Origin of the sequence: Gibbsiella greigii (assembly GCF_039540155.1) — a bacterium.
In the GTDB taxonomy this organism is placed as follows: Bacteria; Pseudomonadota; Gammaproteobacteria; order Enterobacterales; family Enterobacteriaceae; genus Gibbsiella; species Gibbsiella quercinecans.
Window position 1 is genome coordinate 1 of record NZ_BAABEM010000022.1, and the last position, 22468, is coordinate 22468.

The window sequence follows — 22468 nt, forward strand, 5'->3', positions numbered from 1 at the left end:
TCCTGGGTCATCGGCCACAGATCGGGCTGCACGCGCAGGGTATAGACCGCATAGCGAGTGCCGCCGATCTCTTCGCTGGAAACGGCGACGGCGGTGATTTTGCCGTTAAGGAAACGCGGCTCGGCGATAAAACCCTGGGTAGGGATAACCAGGGTCAGCGGTTGGCCGAGCAGGGCCTTGCGATCCAGGCGTGGGTTGGTGCTCAACAATGCCACGTTGAAATCAAAAGGTTCGGAAAGGGCTTCGGTGCCGTCCAGGGAATGGAACAGCAGTTGCCCGGTGCCCAGCGGGGTATAGGCGGAAATACGGTCCAGCATGCGGACATCCTCTGTAACGGGGCGCGCTAAGGCGCGCCGAACTTGTTCGTATTGGGATAGAGCAGCGTTGGCGGCTGCCGATAAAGCGTTAGCCTGCGGTGGCCGGATTAATCAACCAGGTGCCAGAATTCTCAATTGTGATCTGTTGGCGGCGCAGGTTGCGATCGTGGCGGATCTCAACCTGATATTTGCCCGGCGCCAGGTTCAGGCTGGCAAAGCCGTTGCTGCCGGCCTGCACCTGCTGGGGCTTGCCGTTCAGGCTGACGTTCTCACCGGGCTGTAGCCGGAAATACACCAGCGCCACCGGTGCGGCGGCGACCTGCGCAGGCTCTGGCTCGGCTTGCTGGGCCGGAGCATTATTGGCCGCGGTTTGCTGCGGCGCGTGTTGCATCGGCTCCTGGGTTTTTTCCACCGCTGAAGGCTGTGCGTCCTGTTTCACCGTGTCGGCGGCGTTGTTCTCGGTGCCGGCGCCGCGCATAAACCAGGCCAGCGCGCCAATCACCACCACGGCGGCCACGCCTGCGCCATAGATCATTGGGCGGGCGCGCGAGGTGCTGTTCGCCGTCTCGGCAACGGCGGCCGGGGAGCTGGCGGCGGGTTTGGCTGCTGCCGGCGCGGGTTCCGGCGTGGTGGAAGGGGCGCTGACGATGTCGGCTTCATCGGCCACCGGCAGGTTCAGCAGTTCGGCCATCTCATCGATGGTCTGCGGCCGGTCTTCCGGCTTCAGCGCCAGCGCATGGTCAACCACTCGCAGCAGCTCCGCCGAATAGCCTGCCGGGCGGCGTTCCAGCAGCGGCTGGTAGTTGTCTTCAATGCTGCGCACCACGCTCACCGGCGGCGGATCGCCGGCAATCAGCGTATGCAGCACGGCGCCCAGGGCATAGATATCGGTCCAAGGCCCTTGTTCGCCGTCGCTGTCTTCACTGTATTGCTCAATCGGCGCAAAGCCCGGTTTCAGCATGATCTCCGTAGAATCGGACAGGTTGCCGATCTCTTTGCGCGCGGAGCCGAAATCCAGCAGCACCGGCAACTGGTTTTCCTGGATCTGAATATTGTCCAGCGAGATGTCGCGGTGCAGATAGCCTTCCTGATGGATGGTGCTGATGGCGCTGAACAGCGGCGGCAGCAGCCGGCGGATCCACGCTTCGTCGATTTTCTCTGGGTGCTGCGCCTTCAGGTTTTTCAGCGTGGTGCCGCTGTAAAACTGGGTGCCCATATACGCGGTGCCGTTCTCTTCCCAAAAGCGCAGCACATGCAGCAGGCCGGGGTGTGAGAAACGCGCCAGCAGGCGCGCCTCCTGGATAAAGCTGTTAAGCCCGGCCTGGAAGGTTTTGCTGAACCGCTCGCCGCGCAGGCTCAGCGTCAGATCGTCATTGCGCATCGCCAACTGCGTTGGCATGTATTCCTTGATGGCGATGGCGCGCTCCAACTGGTGATCGTAAGCGCGGTACACGATGCCAAAACCGCCTTCGCCAATCACTTCCTTAATCTCAAACTCGTTGAAGCGATGGCCAATCGGCAGGCTGTTTGAGTTCGGTTTTTTTATCCCGGTTTCCGACATGATAATTTACTCTCTGTAAATAAGCGCCGCCGCCGTAGCGGCCCCGGCATTACGCCTGAAATTGATAAGCGAATTCATTGCCTTGCATAGTAATGTGCAGCGTGCGGTACCGTTGGTCGTTGGCGCTGGCGGCTAGCAGGGTATGGCTGATCTGCGGCAACAGGGTGTTGGTCAGGATGGCGTCGATCATGCGCCCGCCGGATTCCACCTCAGTGCAGCGGCTGACGATTTGTTGCACTACTGCATCGTCAAAGGTGGTGGCGATATCGTGGTTCTCCTCCAGCCGCCGCTGGATGCGGCCAAGCTGCAGGCGCACGATGTTGCCGAGCGTATCGTCGTTCAGCGGGTAGTAAGGCACCACCAGCAGGCGGCCCAGCAGGGCGGCCGGGAACACCGAAAGCAGCGGTTGGCGCAGGGCGCCGCTCAACGCTTCGGGGTCTGGCTGCAGGTCAGGATCGCTGCACAGGCCGGCGATCAGATCGCTGCCGACGTTGGAGGTCAGAATAATAATAGTGTTGCGGAAATCGATATGCCGGCCTTCGCCGTCCTCCATCCAGCCCTTGTCGAACACCTGGAAAAAGATCTCGTGCACGTCCGGGTGTGCTTTTTCGATTTCATCCAGCAGCACCACGCTGTAAGGGCGCCGGCGCACCGCTTCGGTCAGCACGCCGCCTTCGCCGTAGCCGACATAGCCGGGAGGCGCCCCTTTCAACGTGGAGACGGTGTGTGCTTCCTGGAATTCGCTCATGTTAATGGTGATGACGTTCTGTTCCCCGCCGTAGAGGGTTTCCGCCAGCGTCAAGGCGGTTTCGGTTTTCCCCACGCCGGAAGGGCCGGCCAGCAGGAACACCCCCACCGGTTTGTTCGGATCGTCCAGGCGGGCGCGGGAAGTGCGCACGCGGCGGGCAATCAGATCCAGCGCGTGGCGCTGACCAATCACCCGTTGGTTGAGGGTATCAGCCAGGTTCAACACGGCGTCGATTTCATTTTTTACCATGCGGCCCAGCGGGATGCCGGTCCAGTCAGAGACTACGGCGGCCACGATATTGGCATCAACGGCGGCGAAGATCAGCGGCGTTTCACCCTGCAACGCCTGCAGTTGTGGCTGCAGTTCGGTCAGTTGGGCGCGCAGCGCATCGGCATCGGCTTGCGTCGCGTCCTGTTCTTGTTGGCGGTGCAATTGGGCGCGCAGATCGATGATCTGCTGAATCAGCGCCAGTTCCTGTTGCCAGCGCGTGTTCAACTGCGCCAGTTCTTCCCGCAGCGTGGTTAGATGTGCTTCGATAGCCGCGGGGCGTTGCGGATCGCCAATGCCGACTTTGGCTTCGCGGTGGGCAATCGCCAGCTCGATATCCAGCGCGTTGATGCGCTGGCGGCAGTCTTCCACCTGAGCCGGTTCGGCGTGCTGGCTAACGGCCACGCGCGCGCAGGCGGTGTCCAGCAGGGCGACGGCTTTATCCGGCAGTTGGCGCGCCGGAATGTAGCGGTGGGAAAGGCGCACCGCCGCCTCGACGGCTTCATCCAGCAGCAGAACGCGGTGGTGCTGTTCCAGCGGGCTGACGGTGCTGCGCAGCATCAGCAGCGCTTTGCCTTCATCCGGTTCCTGCACCTGAACGACCTGGAAGCGGCGGGTCAGCGCCGGATCTTTCTCAATGTACTTTTTGTACTCCGCCCAGGTGGTGGCGCCGATGGTGCGTAACTGGCCGCGCGCCAGCGCCGGTTTCAGCAGGTTGGCGGCGTCGCCGGTGCCCTGCGCGCCGCCGGCGCCGATCAGGGTGTGGATCTCATCAATAAACAGGATGATTGGCGTTGGGCTGGACTGCACTTCATCAATCACCGTTTGCAGGCGTTTTTCAAACTCACCCTTCATGCCGGCGCCGGCCTGCAGCATACCGATGTCCAGCAGGTAAAGCTGCACGTCGCGCAGCTGGGGCGGCACGTCGCCGGCAACGATGCGCAGCGCCAGCCCTTCCACCACGGCGGTTTTGCCGACGCCGGCTTCACCGGTTAGCAGCGGGTTGTTTTGCCGGCGGCGCATCAGGATATCGATAATCTGGCGGATTTCTTCGTCACGGCCGGCGATCGGATCGATTTCACCATTGCGCGCCCGCGCCGTTAGATCCTGGGCATATTGCGCCAGCAGGTTGCCGCCAACGGCGGCAGGCGTTTCGCCAGTGGCATTGGCCGCCGCCTGTGCCTGGGCATTTTCGCTCGAGTGGGCGGTTACCGTGGCGAACTGTTCCATCAGCAGATCGGCGTTGATGCGATCGAACTGCGCCGAGATGCCTTTCAACAGGTGGCGCAGGCTATAGGTTTTCAGCATCCCGAGCAGCAGGTGGCCGCCGCGGATGTTGTTGGTGCCAAACTTCAGCGAGCCGTAAACCCAGGCGCGTTCAACGGCGCTGTCAATGTGTTCGGCCAGATCGGAAATGGCGCTGGCGCCGCGCGGCAGGCGATCCAGCGCGGCGACGATGTCGTTAGCAAGCCGTGCCTCGTCCAGGCCGAAATGGCGAATAACCTGTTGCAGATCGCCCTCCGGCGCTTGCATCAGCTGGTGCAGCCAGTGCGCCACTTCAACGTAGGGGTTGCCGCGCAGTTTGCAAAACGCCGTGGCGCTTTCCAGCGAGGTAAATAACAGGCTATCCAGTTTGCCAAATAATACCGAACGGCTGATTTCAGACATGGTTTTCCTCAGGGCATACAGGGCCGGCGCTGTGCGCCGCCGGCCGGATAATAAAAAGGGGTGACTACGGGTATACGGCCTGCTTTTCCAGCGGCTCAGGGCTAAAAATCAAATCATCGGCATCCCGGTGATAGCCCGGCGCGGCAAGCCAACTGCTCAGGCCCAGACGCTGGCGGCCACCCAGTTGGGTGCCGGTGAAGGCATCTTTGGCCAGGATCAACCGCACGTCCCAGGCAAACTCGATGCCCAGATACTGGCGCACCCAGTCGCGCAACTGTTGGCACTGCGGGGCGCCGGGCAGAAAGCGTTCATAATCCTGTTGCGCCATCGGCCCCAGTTCGATACGGAACTTGTGCTGCATATCGCGCACCGCGATGCCGAGAAAAGCCGATTCGCCCAGCCGCGGCACACCGCGCCCGGCCTGCAGGCGCGCCTGTTCGCGTTTGTCTACGGGCAGCCAGTGCGGCACGTTCTCAACAATGTTGACCGGCACTTTAAAGTAGTGGCGCAGTATTTTGCTTAGCCCTTCCGCATCGCGGCTATGGCGGATCAGGTGCCCGGCCACGTAATGCTTGGCGTGGCCGCTGATGCTGTCGCGGTTGCGCTGTGCCGGCTGGCCGTTACCGATCAGGCTCGCCAGATAATTATCAAAGCGGCGGTTGTCCGGGCGATCCAGCGATACCGTCGGTTGGGCATCGGCCCAGGCGCGATAAAACAGCAGGGCCAGCCGGTGGTGGAACAGGTTGGCGAATGCCATCAGCGTATGATCCTGATGGTGATACACCCGCTCGCGCACGTATTCCGTAAGATGCAGCGGCAGCGGCCCGTTGGGGCCGAACAGGCCGAAGCTGTAAATCGCTACGTCATGCAGATCGCTGCCGGGGCGCGGATTAACGTTGGCCAGGGTCGACGGCGCGAACGACAGCGAAGGCTCCTGGCCGATACGCAGCATTTCATAACGCGGCTGCGGCGCCCGGCCCAACGGGTAAGGCTGGCCGCCCTGAGCATCGATGCGCCGCAGCAGTTGGAACAGATCGTAGCGGTAGGGCGCGGCCATCAGGCGCGGCCAGAAATCGCCCGGCAGGCGCTGCAGCGCGTGAATTTTCGGCGCGCCGGTTTGCTGTGGCGCGGCGGCCGCTTCGGTTGCGCGTTCGCTCATATCAGCGTCCTTTTGCCCACCCGCGCCTGCCAGTGGGCGATTTCACCGCGCTGCTGGCTGGACAGCGTCATTTCCGTAAAGGTGTTGATTGCCACCAGGCGGGAAAACAGGCGTTCCAATACGCTGCCCAGCAGATAGGGGCTGCTGCCGGAAAAGGCCCGTTCATCCACCGTAAGATCGATAGCGATACCGCGGGCGAAGACGATCGGGCCGGGTTCCGGCACCCGGCGATACACCGGGCACAGCTGGCAGTGGCGCACGCCCTGGATCTGCTTGGCGGTCGCCGGTTCACTCAGGTTGCCATACAGCCCCAGCAATTGGCGCAGGCTGGCCGCGCCCTGTTGTGGATCGCCATCCATCAGGCTCAGGTAATTAAGCTGCAGTTGGCTGATCAGCCGCCAGGCTATCATGCCGTCGGCCAACGCCGGCCGCGGCGGGGTCGGGCCTTTCTTCAGCGTGACCTGCTGGATTGGAATGGAATCCGGCATCACAAAATTGCCTTGATCCTGCAGCAGCATCAGCGGCAAATCGCGGCTGGTGCACAGCACGTCGGCGGTGAGGTATTTCAGATCGCTGTGCCATGGCGACTGGCGCTCGTCCACCAGCGAGACAAACACCTCGGAGCCGATGTAGCCGGTGCGGGTGCCATAGCGACGGGCATGTTCCGACAGCGAACGCTGTTCGCGGCGCAGCGAAAAATAGGCGCCATAGTTACCGTCGTCTTCGCTCAGCGTGCTGTAAAACGGGCGAAATTCCTGCTCGTAACGCTTTTCGCTGGCGCTGCTGCCCAGGCGTTGCACGGAGAACACTTCGTAATCCAGCGGGCGAATGTTATCCACCACCAGGTGATATTCATGGTGGTTTTCATTCAGCGTGATGCGTTCGGCCACCTTCGGGAACAGGTTGATCACCGGCGTGCAGTGCAGCGCCAGATGGCTGGCGTCGATCACGCGCTCCAGCGCCAGATCTTGTTTATCCAACAACACGATGATATCGAACTGGCGCAGCGTTTTTTGGCTCTCGTGCGCGTTCTGCAACAGCGGGCGCAGGCCGCTGACGCTGACGAACTGGAAGCGCGCCGGGAAGGCGAAGTATTCCTGCAGCAGGCGGTAGCCTTCAAAGTTGCGCAGATCGTTCGGCAGTAGCGCCTGATCGGGCTCGAAGCCTTCCTGGCGCAGGGCATCGTCGGCCAGCACGCAGCGCTGCGGCGTGGCTTCAACCGTTTGGCACAGCAGCCCGACGCTATGCTGCATCACCAGCTCCAGCAGTTGCTGTGCCTGCAGATCGGGGCCGGCAAGATAAAACATCAGTTGATCGAGGTTGAGGTTTTTCAGCGTGACCGATTCAAAGCATTCCATGCGGATGCGCAAGGCGCTGACGCTGCCGCGGTTTTGCAACCCGAGGGCGGCCAGCGGAATATCCGCCGGAATGCCGCCCAGCTCAACCTGCTTGATGCGCACCGGCTGCAATGTCACATCGTGCGCGGTGGTGTAGCTGCAGGTGATGCCGGTCTTTTTCAGCGTTTGGCTATCCATCATGGTGCCGCGCGGCACGCGGAAGCCGCCGCTGATATCCCCTTTGCTGCTGTCCGGCGTCAGTTCGGCGATCGCCATTGACGGCGTGGGCGCCAGGTAGTTGGGGTAGATGATCTCCAGCAGACGCTGCGAAAAACGCGGAAACTCCGCATCCATTTTCAACTGCACGCGCGAGGTGAGGAAGGCAAAGCCTTCCATCAGGCGTTCAATGTAAGGATCGGCCACGTCGATGCCGCGCATGCCGAGCCGGCCGGCGACCTTCGGGTATTGCTCGGCGAATTCGGCGCCCATTTCACGCAGGTATGCCAGCTCGCGGTTGTAATACTCTAAAAGCTTACTGTCCATCGCCTTATCCTATGTCTTTCAGATCGAAATGGCCGTTTTCCAGATCCACATCGGTGCGGAACAAAAACTCCAGGGGGTAGGGGATGCACCACAGGCGCCCCTTAATCTCGATTGACAGTACGTTATGCAGTTCCAGCGAGCCGGTATCGGAGATACAGCGCACCTGTAGCCCATCGGGCAGGATACGAGGCTCAAAGTTGAGGATGGCTTCGGTCAGCGCCCGCTGAATATCCAGCCATTCAATGTCCGACATGCGCTTGCCCGCCAACGAGGCGATGCCATAGTTGAGGGTGGAGCGGCGCACATGGGGGTAGTCCGCCAGATCGGCGCCCGATTCGTGGTTGACGCAGTTGAACAGCCACTGCAGATCGCGCAGCACCCGGCGGCGCAGTTCGCTGTGCGACACCAGGTTGCGCACCTGCGCTTCCTGTTTTTTCTGCGGCTCGTCGTCGGTAAGCAGATCCAGCAGCACCGGCTGCATTTTGTCGCGTGAAGTAAGCTGTTCGCTGTTGTCGCGAAAACGGTAGCCCTGGCGCTGAAGATCGCTGCCGCTAAGCATTGCCGTTGGGCGTTTGCCGGTCATTTTCAGGCACCTTGTTCGAAGCGCAGTTGGCGCAGGGTGTGCAGCGGGAATTCACGTTCGGCGCTCAGCCAGGATTTTTGCCCCAGCCCGGCGTAATGCGGACCGTCGCCCAGCGGCTGCCATTCGGTCAGTTTGCCGAGCAGCAGGGCATCGCTGGGGTTTTCCGGCAGCGGATAGCGCGCCGGCAGTTGGCATACCTGTTCACGCCCGTCGTTCAGGCGTACCAGCGCATGGCTCCAGACCAGATCGATAACGCTTTGAGGCGCCTGGAACTGGATTTCTGCGATGGCGGAGAACGGCAGCCAATAGTACACGCCGTTCAGCGCCAGCTCGCATACCGGGCCCAGGCGGCCATCGCCGTCCATCAGCCAGTCGAAGGGCACACTGTGCGGTGCGTCGCCTTCCGCTACCGTAAGCTCCCCGGCGCTGGCCGGCGCGGCGGCCAGCGCTTCATCGCGCAATGCCTGGGCGGTGCCGGCATCGCCGTGCGCATCGTGGCGCAGAGCTTCCACCAGTGAAGAGAGCCAGGCTTCGCCCGATTGCAGCAGCGCCGGCGCCGCCTCACCGGCAAATACCGCCTGGCGCTGCAGTTCCGCGTCTACGGCCTGCGTCAGCAGCAAGGTGGTGGGTTGCGCGATCGGTTTGAGCGCCAGCCAGGATTTCAACTGCGCTTTGGCACGTGGCCAGTTGGCGCTCAGGCACAGCAGTTGCGCCAGGGCGGCGCGCAGATCGGCATCTGCCGGGCGCTGACGGATCGCGTCTTCCACGGTGGTAATGGCCGCACTGACGGAGCCCCCGGCTAAGAGTTGGGTTAATGAGTTCACGGTGAGTTCCTCGTCATCAATGGGCGGTGGCGGTTACGGTCTGGTAGCTGCCGCTGGCCGGATCTTCACGATCGGCGGCCAGGCTTTCCACCAGCTTAAACGTTGGCTGCGGCTGGCCGGCCAGCAGCGGTTGCCAGGCTTCGTGCGCGCGGCCGATGCGCTGTTTAACCTTGGCCGCGTCGGCGGCCTCCAGGCGCGGTAGCTCAACGATAATGGTGCCGCCATAGGCCCAGGTATGGCGCTGCGCATCAAACGGCAGCAGCAGGTAACTGCCGGCCGCTGTGCCGCCGAGCACCAGGCGCTGGCGGTTGGCGCTCACCACGCGCAGGGTTTGTTGATTCAGGTTCAGGTTGATCAGCGGGTAGCCCTGCAGGAAGGTTACGGCCACCGGCTGCGCCTGCCTGCTTTGTTGCAGCAAGACGGTACTGCTGCCGTTCAGCCAGCCATCGGCGCAACGCAAGTTGTCGCCGCCGGGAATAAACAGCGCGCTGCCGTTGCCGGCACTGCTCCAGTAGGTGCGGAAGCGGCAACCCTGGGGCAAATCGAACGTTTGCACCGGCTCGGCATCCGCCAGCGGTGAGGTGACGGCAACGGCGGGCGGCGCGCTGGGCTGGGCCGGTGGCATTGCCGGCGGCTGTTTGAGCAGCGGCTTCCAGCGTTGATTTTTTGCCGCGGAGCCTTCGGCCAGCGTCTGTCCGCTTTTATCCGTGAGCTGCCACGGCAACTGCGTAACGCTGGGGCACTGTTTTTCCAGCAGGTTGCCGACGCGCGGCAGAAAATCGTCCAATACGGCGGCATCTTTGCTTTGGCCGGAGACGATGCGCAATGGGATGCTCTTGGCGCACCAGCTTTCCGGTTTATTGTTTTTTACGTCGTCGATGAACACTTCGAGCTTTTGGCTGGGGGAATATACCAGCCGGTAATTTGCCGCATGTACGGCGGGCATCGCCAGCAGGGCGATGGCACCTGGCATCCAATATTTCATAGTTAACCTTGGCTGTGTCATAACGGCTCAGTCGCGGGGAAGGAAACGCTCGGCGTCCGCCAACGAGTGCAGCAGCGTGGTTTCCTGCGGTGAACCAATCCATACGGCGATAGCGCTGTAGTTATCGCTGTTATTATTTTGCTTCCATGCCTGCTGCATCAGGGCCAGCCACTCGCTGGGGGAGTTGACCATATGCAGCGACTGTTCCAGCTCGGCCGGGGTAAAGTTGTGCCAAAAGCCGTCGGTGCACAGCAGGAAGACGTCGCCATCCTCCAACTGCAGCACATCGCTGTAGGTGGCATCGCGCTTTTCGCTCAGCCCGAGGGCGAAGTACAGCAGGTTGCTGTTGATGCCGTTGGTTTGATAGCCCGCATCCTGCATCTGTTGCACCAGGCTGTGATCGGTGGTTACGGTATGCAGGTAACCGCGCCGAAACAGGTACAGGCGGCTGTCGCCGGCATGCGCCCAGTAGGCCAGTTGATAGTCACGATCGATAAACAGGCTCACTAGCGTGGTGCCCATCTTGCTATGTTCGGCCACCTGGCGCTGCTGCTGGTGGATAACCGCGTTGGCGCGGGCAATGTGCGCGCGAATGCTCTGCGCGTTCAGGTGTTTTTCGCCATCGAAATTGTGCAGGATGGTATCGCGCGCCAGCCTGGCGGCCACGTCACCGCCGGGAAAACCGGCGATACCGTCGCACACCACAAAGCAGGCGGAACGTTCGCCCAGCACTTCGCCGGTCTGGTCCTGATTGGTGGCGCGGCTGCCCTGGTTTGTTGTAGAGGCTAAAGTGATCTTCATTGCGCATCCGGTTTGGTCTGTGAGTCTTTGTACTGATTCACTTCAACGTCGTAGGCGTGCAGGAAGGCTTCGCCAAACAGGGTGTGGAAGTCGTCTTCGATTTCGCCGGCGGTTTGCTGGTAGTTTTTAACGAAGTAATCCCACAGCGCCGCCTTGCGGTTGGAAGGCAGCGACAGGCGTGGTGCGGCGCCTTCTTTGCGCGCCTCTTCCTCCAGCCGCTCTGGGTTAAAGGATTGCAGCATAGCCGCGATGATGGCGCGGATGCCGGCGATCATCCCGAGTTGGTGCGCCTGCAGATCGATCAACGCATCGCGCACGGCCTGCTCTGGTGGCATAAAGCCCGGCATCCGGCTGCCGAACATCTGCATCAGCACGGTTTTGCCGGAAGGTAACAGTTTGAACGGGTTGTTGGCCTCATCCAGGATCATGGTCATTTCCGCCTTCACGCCGCGCTTGAGAATGGAACGTGAAGAGAGCAGCGCCACCGTGCCCTGGGAGAACAAGCTCAGCAGCCGGCCCACCAACTGCATTTGTTGTTCATCAATCTGTGGCTGTGGCTGCAAATCGTTCAGGCCGATGCCTTGCAGCAGGGCTTCGAGCATTGGGCCGTGCAGTGCATCGCCGGGGTGGGCGCCGGCCGGTTGTGGCTGCGGCGCCTGGTAGGCGACCGGATCGATCCCCAGGCGGTTGCCTGGGCGCGGGCGCGGCTGTTGCGGCGCCGGTGCCGGCGTTGGGGTGGGCTCGGGCGCAACCGGTGCGGCTTCAGCCGCTGGCGGCGTGGGTGGCTGCGGTTCCGGCGCCGGGGCGGGTTCCGGCTGTGGCTGGGGTTGTGGCTGTGGGCGCGCCGGTGGCACATCGGCCTGGGCCAGCGGTGCCGCACCGCCCATCAACAGGCCGAGCGGATCGTCCGTCGTTAACGTTTCCGGCGCCGCAGGGGATGAGGATGAGCTGCCGCCAAACAGCGCCAGCGGATCCAGCTCTTGTTGCGGTGTTTTTTTCACCGCGCCGGGGGCGGGTTGCAGCGGCGCGCTTGCCGGTTTTTTCCCCGCCAACAGTGTGCTTGGCGTGGTGTCGTTGAGGATATTCTCCCGCTCAAAAGGGGCATTGCCGTTAAACAGATCGTTGGGATCGGTCTGCTTATGCTGCAAATGGTGCAGGTCGACATCGCCGGCCAGTTGTGCCAGTGGATCCGCCGGGTTCAGCTCTGGGCGCGGCTGCGCCAGCAGGGGGTTATCATTACGCAAAGGCGCCTGCGGCACCGGTTCAGGCTGCGCCGCCGCCGGGGTGAACTCTTCCACCAGGCTATCCCAGATTTCGTTTGGCACCGGTGTGGCGGCTGCGGCAACGGGCGGCGGAGTATCATCAACCGCTGGCTGCTGTTGCACCGGCGCGGCCTGCTGGTGCGGCGCGCTCACCTGAATGCGGTAATCATCGATGCCAAGCACATCGCCGTTTTGCAGTTCCACCTGGCGGCCGCGTTCCAGCGGAATATCGTTTAGCACCACACGGGTCACATTGCCGCGGTTGGTGATGCGGCATTCCCCGTCAGCAGAAATGTGCACAATGGCCTGCAGGCGTGAAATAGCGCGCTCTTCATCCGGCAGCACCAGGTTATTATCGACGCTGCGGCCAATGGTGCCGCCCGGCGGCAAAAAATCGCAGCTGCTTTGCGGCGGTGTATGGCCATTTTTATTTTGTACAATGGTAAATCGCATAAGACATTCCTGCTGATTAGGTGTGATGCAAACTGTTTTGTTCGCCCATCGCGCGGGCAAGATAAAGAGGTAAGGCTGCGTTCTGTTTAAATTTATTGTCGTGGTTTATGGATTTTTATAAGTGTCGGTGTATTTTTTATAAATCTGATCTGCTGCTTGTGATTCAGCAAGGGACAGGCATTCCATCGTGTGATAGCTGCCTTTCATGGAGCCCTGTATATGTTTTTGTAAATACGTGTTGATTAGTTTTTCGCTTTCATCAAAAGCATCGGCAGGTAATTCGCTATATTCTAGATAAGCGCTTGCTGAACGGAAAGCATCTTGGCGGCTATTAATAGAATCCGTTGCCTTACCGAAGCAGCGACTAATTAGCCAGTTTTTGTAGAGTAGTTTTTGAGATAAATGCTCGGTTTTAAAATTATTGCCTAATGTGATTGCTGGTATAATCATTAAAAATAAAAACAGATGAGGTGTTTTCATTTGGGAATTCACCTGTTACAAGTGTTTTTCATATGCGATTTTATTTTCTCTTCCACCGCCTGAAAAACAACATTCCAAATAGCTTGCGTTGCAGAAAAAAATCGGCAAGGCGTTTTTTAATACTGTCAACGCAGGCTCTTAGGGGAGACTATAAGATCTTTGTTATTGTCAAGCTTCACCCTATTATCCTAATGAAACTAGTTCACTGGTTTCAGTTTTTTTAATTCAACATAACCCTCAGGTACACCAGTTAACCCTGGTTTGCTTTCATCATAGACAGCAGCCTGTATCCAGTCTTTATTAATGGTTTTTATTTTAACCAATGACACACCATTAGGAATGGCGGCCGTGTCTTTTGCCGTAGGGTTCGGTGATTCTTTAAAATAGAGTTCGTTAATTTCAGGGCTAACGGAATAACTTATTATATATGGGTATGATTCACAACCTGCATTTTTTTCCATTTTATCAATATCGAAATGGAGTTGAGGTGTGGGAAGGAAATTGATTAGTGTTGCTCCGCTGTAGTTATGATCGCATTCTTTAACCGACTTCAAGTGGTCTACTGCTAAACTGCCTGCTTGTTCCAGGTGACCCTCTTTAAAATCAGTGAAACTTTTGGGTACATTATGGAAATGTTTTTCCAGGCGAGAAATAAAACTTTTTTCATTGTTTGAATCAATATTGATGACTTTTTCAACATCGTTTTTATGATTTAATACAAAATAGCGATACTTTAATTGCGGTGTATTTTTCGTACCATTATCGTTCCATACTGGTAGCCAGTAAGCCTGGAGCACACCGTGTTCAAACGTTTGTTGTGCGAACACAGGATAAGTACTAATGGTAAATAATAATAGGCACAGTGATTTAATAGGCATAAAAACTCCTGTTTTATTATTTTTTGCAATTTACATAGCAAGATGTAATGGAAATTGTAAAACTCTCAATACCTTCCTGTGTTATATATCCCTTTAATTCTTTCAACTTCGCGACACTCCCGCTAACAAAATCATTGCCCTTTGTACTACCAATAAGTAAACATCCATCTGTATTTCGGGGGTAATTACCATTATGTATTAGGATATAGCGTGATTGTGGTACATTGGCATTGTAAAGCAATGGAACTGGGTTGTAAGGTTTTACTGAAGGTATATTACTATTGTGCCACTTTATTTTGTAAGAACCTTCAGGGATCCGCTTTCTTAAACCAGAAATGGTAGTATCAGGCCCTGGACGCTCGAGAATATAACCACTAATTTTACTTCCTGAAATATCGTAAGTGCTAATAGTGGAATTATCTGTTTGCCAGAGACGTTTAATAGAAATTAAATTGTTGGCCATAACTATTTCCCTATTATTTGAAGCGTTCTCTACCGAGAACGCTAAGACTGTTATGCTTCTTTATTTTCTTTAATATTCCACCCAGTGCTGCTTTCAGCACCTTTCCCACCAGAAGAGCTTTGCTCCCAGTATTGCTGTTTAATTTTCGCCGCTTGGAAAGCATAGGAGATACCGACTAATTCACCGTTATCTGTACCTGTATATTCGACAGAAGTTACGAGAACATCTTCTAACGTAATTCGTACATACTCTACCTGTTGACCGCCAGCTTTACAGATTGATAATTCAACTTTGGTCAGGTGTTTACCACTGGCGTTGTGTTTCAGAATTGCCGTAGTAGATTTATCGATCAGAGCGGTCACGTTTAAGTCATTGAAATTAACTTTACCGGCACCGCCGCCGCCGCCAACGCTCATGTTGCCCGGTTGGGATGCGCCCCAGGAGAAAGAAGTAATGTCGGTCCAGCCAGTGTGGTTGGAATCTTTCGATTCACCGGTCACACCGTCGACTTTCAGGAACATATCAATAGCCATAATATTTACTCTTTGTTAGTGATAATGTATTGCTTTAGAAAAAGCGTTTATGATGGCAAACAGGAAAATGTGGAAAAATCTCCACTTTTACCTTTGCGTTAAAAATTTACTGTTAAGTTGATAAGAATTTATTAGATGTAAAATGAAGTTACACCGATAAATTTTTATCAGGATTAGAATTCTATTATTACAACAAAATAAAATGGTGCCTTTTGCCGATGCTGTTTAACAGCTTATCTCAGTTCCCAGAACCAGAGTTCCTTGCAGTCTACATAGCAATTAGAGTGGCACTGAAAAACATTGTCACTAAGTGGTTCCAATAGATCTATATGACCACCACCATAGCCTGAAATAATGTTAAAAAAAACAACACCCTTTCTGTTTCTTAACGAGAGGCCAGCTTTGCGGATATCAGTGTAGATCTCTGCTTTACCAAATACATGGCCTTTATAAAGCTGGTCTGCTAATAATTTCGCACCGGGTTCTATTTTCTTTCCCTTATAGGGGCCTGCTTTTATAGGAAGTCTTCCACTAAAAGCAATGTTGCATTTTAGCAGTGCTAGGCTTAACCTAACTGCACAGGTATTTTGGTACCCAGGATTGGACTTTATTAACTCATCGGCATTATAACCTATTTCTAAAAATAGACTACCACGAGAGACAAAATCAGGATGAGCTTCATTAGATGAGTAATGATTTCTTTTTAATTGTTCATATAAAGGTCTCATTATTCACCCCCATTTTTGCATGGTAGCTCTTTAGATAATGCTTCTGTAATTAATCCAGACGCTCTTTCTTTCAACCGCTCTGAGGGTAATGCTTTGAAAAAATCGTAGATACTTTCTCTTAATGATCCCGGTAACGACTTCTTATAACTACACCAGGCTTGGCCTTCTGTTGCATCAAAAACACCCAGCATATACATGTTAGCTTTCATCCGCTCACGTTCATCTGTTGTTGAAAGCCATGCTTGAAGAAATTTGCCACCACTCAAGTTAATGTCATCACGGGAAAGTAATTGTGGATCGCGTAGTAGGTTTGCCGTGTCATCCTTCGGAAGGCTTGGAGAAGATGCGAATACTACTGGCGTTAACATCAGTAGAGAACTTATTGCCGCCGCGAAAAAAAACGAATGTTTCTTCATAGGGATCTCTAATCGTTTGTAGGGGAGGTAAATTCTCGTGGGTCTGTCGGTCTTTTGGCATCCCCCGGCCGTAACCGGGGGGCACGCAATCAGGCTTCGCGGTTTTCTTTGATGTTCCAACCGGTGCTGCTTTCTGCACCTTTGCCGCCTGAAGAGGTTTGTTCCCAGTACTGTTGTTTCACTTTCGCAGCCTGGAAGGCATAGGTAACGCCAACGGTGTCGCCGTTATCCGCGCCGGTGAACTGCACGGAAGTTACCAGCACGTCTTCCAGCGTGATGCGAGCGTATTCCACTTGTTGACCACCGGCTTTGCAGATAGACACTTCAACTTTAGTCAGGTGTTTACCGCTTGAGCAGTGTTTCAGGATTGCGGTAGTGGATTTATCGATCAGTGCGTTGATATGCAGATCGTTAAAATTGACTTTACCGGCACCGCCGCCGCCGCCAACGCTCATATTGCCCGGTTGGGATGCGCCCCAGGAGAAAGAAGTAATGTCGGTCCAGCCCGTGTGGTTAGAATCTTTCGATTCACCGGTCACGCTGTCGATCTTCAGGAACATATCAATAGCCATAATATTTACTCTTCGTTAGTGACAATTATTGCTTTCGAAAAAGCGTCTATGATGGCAAACAGGAAAGCATGGGGCTGAATAAAACAGTCCATATTTTACCTCTGCCTCTTTAACGGAACAGATGGAATATCTGCTCTGTTTTCTTAATATCTGCATTAAGCAGATGACAAGAAATATAATTAAGCGGATGTACTGATTGCTACGCTTAGGTTGAGCTATGTTTTATTGCTCGTCCATAATATGAGCCAGTGTTTCAAGACGATTTTCCATAGCTTTTTTCAAGCATGTTTTATCTTTGCCGCACGTGTTGCGCTCTTGTATCCAGCTTTTTTGTCCTTGGATTATTTGTTTTTGTAAATTTTTATTCGCCACTTCAACGGCTTGTTGCCGGAAGAAATTAAAAGAACGGTTCACACTAACATCATAGGATGCCAGTTCACGATCGCTGCAAATTTCTTTTTCAGTAACATTACTGGCCTTGGCACAGGAAAAGGATGGAACTGCTGCAGAATTAGTATTCACAGGTATCAGTGTTAAGATAACGCCATCACTCCAGTTAATCCGCATTTTTTTCTGTGAAAGTGCGATTAACGCATTGCTAGCACTATCGCCACCAGAAAAATTACCGGATTCGCAGCGAGTAGCGAAGACCTTCACCATTTCATTGCCAGGTGCTTTCAAATTATAACTTTTAGCGCTTGCACTATCTGCGGTTCCTTCAGTTTTAGTTATCCATGCATCTAATGTCATGGACTCGTTCTTAAACTCTGGAGTTTGACAGTGCACTCCTCCAGGGAAGTTCGCTGTAATTAATGTTGGTGCAATATTTATTTCACGCCCAACCAAGCGATCATCATTATATTGATAATTTAACGTACGTTGGCTTTCTGTATTTACTGACGCTTGTGTGACTTGCCATGCGCCAAAAATTTCATTTTGTGTATTTGCCAATACAGTAGTAGATAAAAATATAGCGGGAATAAATATCCCTATGTTTTTTAATGTGCTTAAATGCATTTTTTATTATCCTTCATAAATTCCATTTAGGTAAAGGTTAACTTCGTAATTTCTACGATTAACTAAACCTGACATAACGGTTCCTCGGCTGGTAATTGCTCGTTTTATTTCTGTCATTGCATCTGAGACTTGTCCGCGATTAATAAAATCACAGACGTTTGAAAAACGTCCGCCTGGATTATAAGCAAATGATACAAGAGCATCGAATTCATATTGCCGCAACGGAACGAAAATACCATTTTTAACCATTGTGACATAATGTGGGACAGTTACTCGCAGTAGTTGAGTTTCTTGTGCTTCTGTGAGCCTGACAAGATTGTGATTATTTTTCGCAAACTCACTTGCTTGACTATTTTGCAGCCCAGATGCTTTACTGATGTTTTCCGCTGTTTCCACATTCAAACCAATACTTATCATCGTATTTTTTATCGATTCGGAACTGCGGTTCTTCATATCGTACCCTGGCCCAAGGGTTACGCCGCTCGCACCTCCCGGCCAGTGAAGATAACAGCTTTTTCCTAGCCATGCTTCGCGGTGGTACAAGAATGACATACCACTATCAGAAATAGTAAATGCTCCAACGCCTTGTCTTCCTGCGCTACCGCCAATAGGTGGTTGCGGCGGCCTAGTGGGTAAAGGTTTACCTAAACTTGCAAATGTTTTTCGCCCGACAATGCCATCAGAATGCAAATGTTTCTGTAACTGAAATTTCTTTACAGCAACTTCAGTTTTATAACCAAAGTATCCATCCTCACTAATCTTTGAACCATGATCGTTTAGCAACTTTTGTAGCATTTTAACGTCTGGACCATGATCGCCCTTGCGGAGAATATGCATTTTAAGAATCCCTACAAAAAACCCCATTTCTACAGGTTGAAGCTGGGGCTTGGTATTACGCTTTTTCAATATGGCATTAAATGCCGGGCCTGTTCTATCTAGTCAATGCCCGGCATTGCCATCACGCCTCTTTTGCCTTCAGCGACGGCAGTTTGGAAACCAGCCGCAGTGAAACGGTCAAGCCTTCCAACTGATAGTGCGGGCGCAGGAAGAATTTGGCACTGTAGTAACCTGGCGAATCTTCAATTTCTTCCACCTGCACTTCGGCTGCGGCCAGCGGTTTGCGGGATTTGGTTTCTTGTGAAGAGTTGGCCGGATCGCCGTCCACATAGTTCATGATCCAGTCGTTCAGCCAACGTTCCATATCGTCGCGCTCGCGGAACGAGCCGATTTTGTCGCGCACAATGCACTTAAGGTAGTGGGCAAAGCGGCAGCAGGCGAACAGGTAGGGCAGGCGCGCGGCCAATTGGGCATTGGCGGTGGCGTCGGCATCGTAGTATTCGGCCGGTTTCTGCAGCGATTGGGCGCCGATGAAGGCGGCAAAGTCAGAGTTTTTGCGGTGAACCAACGGCATGAAACCGTTTTTCGCCAGCTCAGCCTCGCGGCGGTCGCTGATGGCGATTTCGGTTGGGCACTTCATATCCACGCCGCCGTCATCGCTCGGGAAGGTATGGCACGGCAGGTTTTCAACCGCGCCGCCGGATTCCACCCCACGGATGGCGGTGCACCAGCCAAAGTCTTTGAACGAGCGGTTGATGTTGGCCGCCATGGCGTAGGCTGCGTTGCTCCAGGTGTAGTTGCTGTGGGTGGCGCCGGCGGTATCTTCTTCAAAATCGAACTCGTCCACCGGATTGGTGCGCACGCCGTACGGCAGGCGCGCCAAAAAGCGCGGCATCACCAGGCCCAGATAGCGCGCATCTTCCGATTCGCGCAGGCTGCGCCAGGCGGCGTATTCGGTGTTCTGGAAGATTTTGGTCAGATCGCGCGGGTTGGAAAGTTCCTGCCAGGATTCCATCTGCATCACGCTCGGCGCGGTGCCGGCGATAAACGGGCAGTGCGAAGCCGCACCGATCTTCGCCATCTCGCCTAACAGCTCCACGTCCTGCGGGCTGTGATCGAAATAGTAATCGCCCATCAGGCAGCCGAACGGTTCGCCGCCGAACTGGCCGTATTCCTGTTCGTAAACCTTTTTGAAAATCGGGCTTTGATCCCAGCCCACGCCTTTATAGCGCTTCAGGGTGCGCCCCAGCTCCTGTTTGGACAGGCTCATGAAGCGGATTTTCAGCATCTCGTCGGTTTCGGTATTGCTGACCAGGTAGTGCAGGCCGCGCCAGGCGCTTTCCAACTTCTGGAACTCTTCATGATGAATGATGCCGTTAATCTGCTGCGACAGCTTTTCGTCGATCTCGGCGATCAGCGCCTGAATGGTGCGGTAAGCGTCGGAAGAGACGGTTACGGTGTTTTCCAGCGCCTGTTGCGCCAGGGTTTTCACCGCGTTTTCCACCGCCTCTTTAGCCTGATCGGTCTTGGGGCGAAACTCTTTATTGAGCAGCGCGCTGAATTCGTCGCTGGAGAAGGTTTCGCCGCTTTGCAGGGGTTGCTGCTGCTGAGGAGAGTTGCTCATCGATTATTCCTCATGCTCGTTGTTGTCGGTAGCCGCCGGTTTAGCGGCGTTGGTCAGGGATTTCAGCAGTTCCGGGTTCTGCAGGATCTGGGAAATCAGCTCTTCGGCGCCGTTTTTGCCATCCATATAGGAAAGCAGGTTGGAAAGCTGGGTACGGGCTTCCAGCAGGCCGTTGAGGGAATCGACCTTGCGCGCAATGGCGGCAGGGGAGAAATCTTCCATGCTTTCAAAGGTCAGATCGATATTCAGCTTGCCTTCGCCGGTCAGCGTATTGTCCACCTGATAGGCGACGCGCGGCTTGAGGGATTTCATGCGCTCATCGAAGTTGTCGACGTCGATATCCAGGAATTTGCGCTCGTCAACGCTTGGCAGCGCTTCAACCGGCTTGCCCACCAGGTCTGCCATCACGCCCATGACGAACGGCAGTTGGATCTTGCGCTCGGCACCGTAGATTTCCACATCGTATTCAATCTGCACGCGCGGTGCACGGTTGCGGGCAATGAACTTCTGCCCGCTGCGGGATTTTGCGTTTGCCATGAGTTACTCCATCTAATGATGATTAGGAACCTTCCATCCGTGGATGGTGCGGTTCAAATTGGGGGATATCGTGGGTTGGGAAGAACGCTTGTTTTGGCTGGTCAACGGTTCTCCTCATTGTCGGGGCGACCAAGAATGGTCTCCAGTTGGTTCAGGCCGTCCGGGGCCAGATCGCGGACAATTTGCATAAAGTCCATGGCAATCAGCCGCTGTACCCGGTTGATCATCAACGGCGCCGGGTGGCTGGGTTCATGCAGGCTGAAGTAGTTTTTCACCTTGTCCAGCATCAGCAGGGCATCATCGCGCGACTGGATCTGCGCACTGCGCCAATTGAACACTGCGGCGGCAGGCGCGGCGGACTGTGCTTCGCTGGCCGTGGCAGCCGGTGGCGTTTCTTGCTCGGCCTGCGGCGCGGCGGGGGCCTGGCAAGATTGGGCAACCAGGCCAAACATGCGCAGCAGGCCGTCCATTTCCGGCAGCGCGCTTTCGCCAAGATGGCGCGTGACCACTTCGCGGATAGCGCTAAGGCGTTGGGCGATGGTGTGCACCACCTGGCCGGCGGGTTGATCCGCCTGCGCCAGCTCATCCTGCAGGCGTGCCCGGCCGCCGGGGAAGCCGGGGCACTCCTGTTTGCTGCCATCAAGCAGCGCGCAGGCATCACGCAGTGAAATCTCACCGGCGGCGCTTTTTAGCAATGGTGCATAGCGCACACAGCTGGCCAGCGCGGCTTTATCGCTTAAGTCGGCCAGCACGTTAATGCGAAACAGTGGGTCGGCTTCACCGTCGAATTCCAACAGCGGCAGCAGGCTGTCCCAATAGCGTTCCAGCGCCTGATGAATCAACGTCAGGCCGTCGGCATAGCCTTGCAGGCCGCGCAACTGCGCCCAGGCGCGGGTCAGGTACAGCATCACGCGCAGATCTTTGGTGCGCGCCAGCAGGCCGGTGGCCAGCCGTTCAACCAGCATCCAGTCCGGCGCTTCGGCCGGGATGATGGTGCTGCCGAACTGCTGTTCAGCCTTGCCCGCCGAAGCCTGCTCCATCGCCAGAAAATCAGCGTCATATTCCAGGTTGTCGCCACAGGGGTTGTCTGTTTCAACCGGTGCCAGCAGGGTATCGATAGCCATAGGGTGTCTCTTAATTAAGCTGCAGTTAATCAAACATTTGCGGGTATTGTCCGCGGCGGCCGGCGCGCGCCCAACCGTTGAGTTCAAACAGGAGCGCAAACAGTTGCACCGTCAGGTTACCGCTGTGCACGTGGGTATAAAGCGGGTGGCCGTCCGCCTGGTTGGTCCACCAGAAGCTGGTGTACTGCGCAGGGTCAAAACAATCGGCGGCCTGTTGCCAGCCCAAGCTCGGTCTTTCTGATGAAGGATCGCCGATGATCGCCAAAATATCGGATTCGCTTTCCGGCGGCGGGGCCGGCAATGCCGGGATCGCCAGCAGCGCCCGATCAATTTGTTCCGCGGAGTAGCCGTTGCGCACGCCGTTGAGCAAGGTATAGCCCAGTTGCTGGTACCACTGCGCCGCGTGATTCAACTGCGGATTACGCCACTGTTCCGGGGTGAACAGGCGCAGCGCGCAGATCGGATAATGGCGGCCAACGCGGTCACGCGCCGGCAGCAGGCAGCCCAGTTGCACATAGGGGACGCCCAGCGTCGCCGGGACGGCGAAATTCCATACCGGGGCGCTGCTGAACACCTGGTTGGCGCTATCCGGCAGGCTGCGTTGCAGGTTTGCCAGGCCATTATGAAACCAGTGCGCCCAGTGGTTGATCACCGCATCGGGCAGGCGGCGCTGTAAAAAATCGCCGGCGGCCGGGATTTTGCCGTACCAGCCGATATGTGCGCTCAGGGGATGTTCGTTACTCATCATCAG

Annotated in this window: 23 protein-coding genes; all 23 read right to left on the minus strand. The window is 55.7% G+C overall.

Annotated features, from left to right (window positions below; translation table 11 throughout):
- On the minus strand, window positions 1-317 hold a 317-nt coding region (locus AC559G_RS15965; protein WP_498913222.1), incomplete at its 3' end, for a contractile injection system protein, VgrG/Pvc8 family.
- Window positions 318-405: 88 nt separating this feature from the next.
- On the minus strand, window positions 406-1878 hold the full coding sequence (locus AC559G_RS15970) for a serine/threonine protein kinase (RefSeq protein WP_498913223.1): 1473 nt from the start codon (window positions 1876-1878) through the stop codon (window positions 406-408).
- A gap of 49 nt (window positions 1879-1927) precedes the next feature.
- Window positions 1928-4561: a type VI secretion system ATPase TssH gene (gene tssH, locus AC559G_RS15975; RefSeq protein ID WP_498913224.1), complete on the minus strand. Its 2634-nt coding sequence runs from the start codon at window positions 4559-4561 to the stop codon at window positions 1928-1930.
- Between the two features lie 64 nt (window positions 4562-4625).
- On the minus strand, window positions 4626-5720 hold the full coding sequence (gene tssG, locus AC559G_RS15980) for a type VI secretion system baseplate subunit TssG (RefSeq protein ID WP_498913225.1): 1095 nt from the start codon (window positions 5718-5720) through the stop codon (window positions 4626-4628).
- Entirely contained in the window at window positions 5717-7600 is a 1884-nt protein-coding gene (gene tssF, locus AC559G_RS15985; protein WP_498913226.1) for a type VI secretion system baseplate subunit TssF, read from the minus strand. Before tssF ends, tssG begins: the two co-directional genes overlap by 4 nt.
- A gap of 4 nt (window positions 7601-7604) precedes the next feature.
- Window positions 7605-8183, minus strand: a complete 579-nt coding sequence (locus AC559G_RS15990; RefSeq protein WP_230472692.1) for a type VI secretion system baseplate subunit TssE — start codon at window positions 8181-8183, stop codon at window positions 7605-7607.
- A gap of 2 nt (window positions 8184-8185) precedes the next feature.
- Window positions 8186-9007 (minus strand): type VI secretion system accessory protein TagJ, encoded by an 822-nt coding sequence (locus AC559G_RS15995; protein WP_498913227.1) that lies wholly within the window; start codon window positions 9005-9007, stop codon window positions 8186-8188.
- A gap of 16 nt (window positions 9008-9023) precedes the next feature.
- Window positions 9024-9992 carry a type VI secretion system-associated protein gene (locus tag AC559G_RS16000; protein WP_498913228.1) on the minus strand — a complete coding sequence of 323 codons (969 nt, stop codon included), beginning with the start codon at window positions 9990-9992 and terminating at the stop codon, window positions 9024-9026.
- Window positions 9993-10019: 27 nt separating this feature from the next.
- Entirely contained in the window at window positions 10020-10793 is a 774-nt protein-coding gene (locus AC559G_RS16005; protein ID WP_095848360.1) for a PP2C family protein-serine/threonine phosphatase, read from the minus strand.
- Window positions 10790-12508 carry a type VI secretion system-associated FHA domain protein gene (tagH, locus tag AC559G_RS16010; protein WP_498913229.1) on the minus strand — a complete coding sequence of 573 codons (1719 nt, stop codon included), beginning with the start codon at window positions 12506-12508 and terminating at the stop codon, window positions 10790-10792. The genes AC559G_RS16005 and tagH overlap by 4 nt, the downstream gene beginning before the upstream one ends.
- A 105-nt stretch (window positions 12509-12613) precedes the next feature.
- Window positions 12614-12988 (minus strand): T6SS amidase immunity protein Tai4 family protein, encoded by a 375-nt coding sequence (locus tag AC559G_RS16015; RefSeq protein ID WP_498913230.1) that lies wholly within the window; start codon window positions 12986-12988, stop codon window positions 12614-12616.
- A 197-nt stretch (window positions 12989-13185) separates the two neighbouring features.
- Entirely contained in the window at window positions 13186-13866 is a 681-nt protein-coding gene (locus AC559G_RS16020; RefSeq protein ID WP_498913231.1) for a hypothetical protein, read from the minus strand.
- A gap of 16 nt (window positions 13867-13882) precedes the next feature.
- A complete protein-coding gene (locus tag AC559G_RS16025; protein WP_498913232.1) occupies window positions 13883-14329 on the minus strand; it encodes a DUF5675 family protein in 447 nt (148 codons plus the stop codon).
- A 50-nt stretch (window positions 14330-14379) separates the two neighbouring features.
- Window positions 14380-14862, minus strand: coding sequence for an Hcp family type VI secretion system effector (locus AC559G_RS16030; protein WP_498913233.1), 483 nt, complete (start codon window positions 14860-14862; stop codon window positions 14380-14382).
- Between the two features lie 233 nt (window positions 14863-15095).
- Window positions 15096-15590 carry a T6SS effector amidase Tae4 family protein gene (locus tag AC559G_RS16035; RefSeq protein ID WP_095848364.1) on the minus strand — a complete coding sequence of 165 codons (495 nt, stop codon included), beginning with the start codon at window positions 15588-15590 and terminating at the stop codon, window positions 15096-15098.
- Window positions 15590-16006: a Rap1a/Tai family immunity protein gene (locus AC559G_RS16040; RefSeq protein ID WP_230469486.1), complete on the minus strand. Its 417-nt coding sequence runs from the start codon at window positions 16004-16006 to the stop codon at window positions 15590-15592. Before AC559G_RS16040 ends, AC559G_RS16035 begins: the two co-directional genes overlap by 1 nt.
- A gap of 89 nt (window positions 16007-16095) precedes the next feature.
- Complete coding sequence (locus AC559G_RS16045; RefSeq protein WP_095848365.1) at window positions 16096-16578, minus strand: Hcp family type VI secretion system effector; 483 nt, start codon at window positions 16576-16578, stop codon at window positions 16096-16098.
- 222 nt (window positions 16579-16800) lie between these two features.
- Entirely contained in the window at window positions 16801-17595 is a 795-nt protein-coding gene (locus tag AC559G_RS16050) for a lysozyme inhibitor LprI family protein (protein ID WP_498913234.1), read from the minus strand.
- Window positions 17596-17601: 6 nt separating this feature from the next.
- Window positions 17602-18501, minus strand: a complete 900-nt coding sequence (locus tag AC559G_RS16055) for a DUF8812 domain-containing protein (RefSeq protein WP_498913235.1) — start codon at window positions 18499-18501, stop codon at window positions 17602-17604.
- A 52-nt stretch (window positions 18502-18553) separates the two neighbouring features.
- Window positions 18554-20056, minus strand: a complete 1503-nt coding sequence (gene tssC / locus AC559G_RS16060; RefSeq protein WP_095848369.1) for a type VI secretion system contractile sheath large subunit — start codon at window positions 20054-20056, stop codon at window positions 18554-18556.
- Between the two features lie 3 nt (window positions 20057-20059).
- The gene (gene tssB, locus AC559G_RS16065) at window positions 20060-20593 is read right to left on the minus strand and encodes a type VI secretion system contractile sheath small subunit (RefSeq protein WP_095848370.1); all 534 of its coding nucleotides are present in this window, start codon (window positions 20591-20593) and stop codon (window positions 20060-20062) included.
- A 101-nt stretch (window positions 20594-20694) separates the two neighbouring features.
- Window positions 20695-21717: a type VI secretion system protein TssA gene (tssA, locus tag AC559G_RS16070; protein ID WP_498913236.1), complete on the minus strand. Its 1023-nt coding sequence runs from the start codon at window positions 21715-21717 to the stop codon at window positions 20695-20697.
- Between the two features lie 25 nt (window positions 21718-21742).
- The gene (gene tagF, locus AC559G_RS16075; protein ID WP_498913237.1) at window positions 21743-22465 is read right to left on the minus strand and encodes a type VI secretion system-associated protein TagF; all 723 of its coding nucleotides are present in this window, start codon (window positions 22463-22465) and stop codon (window positions 21743-21745) included.
- Window positions 22466-22468 lie beyond the last annotated feature (3 nt).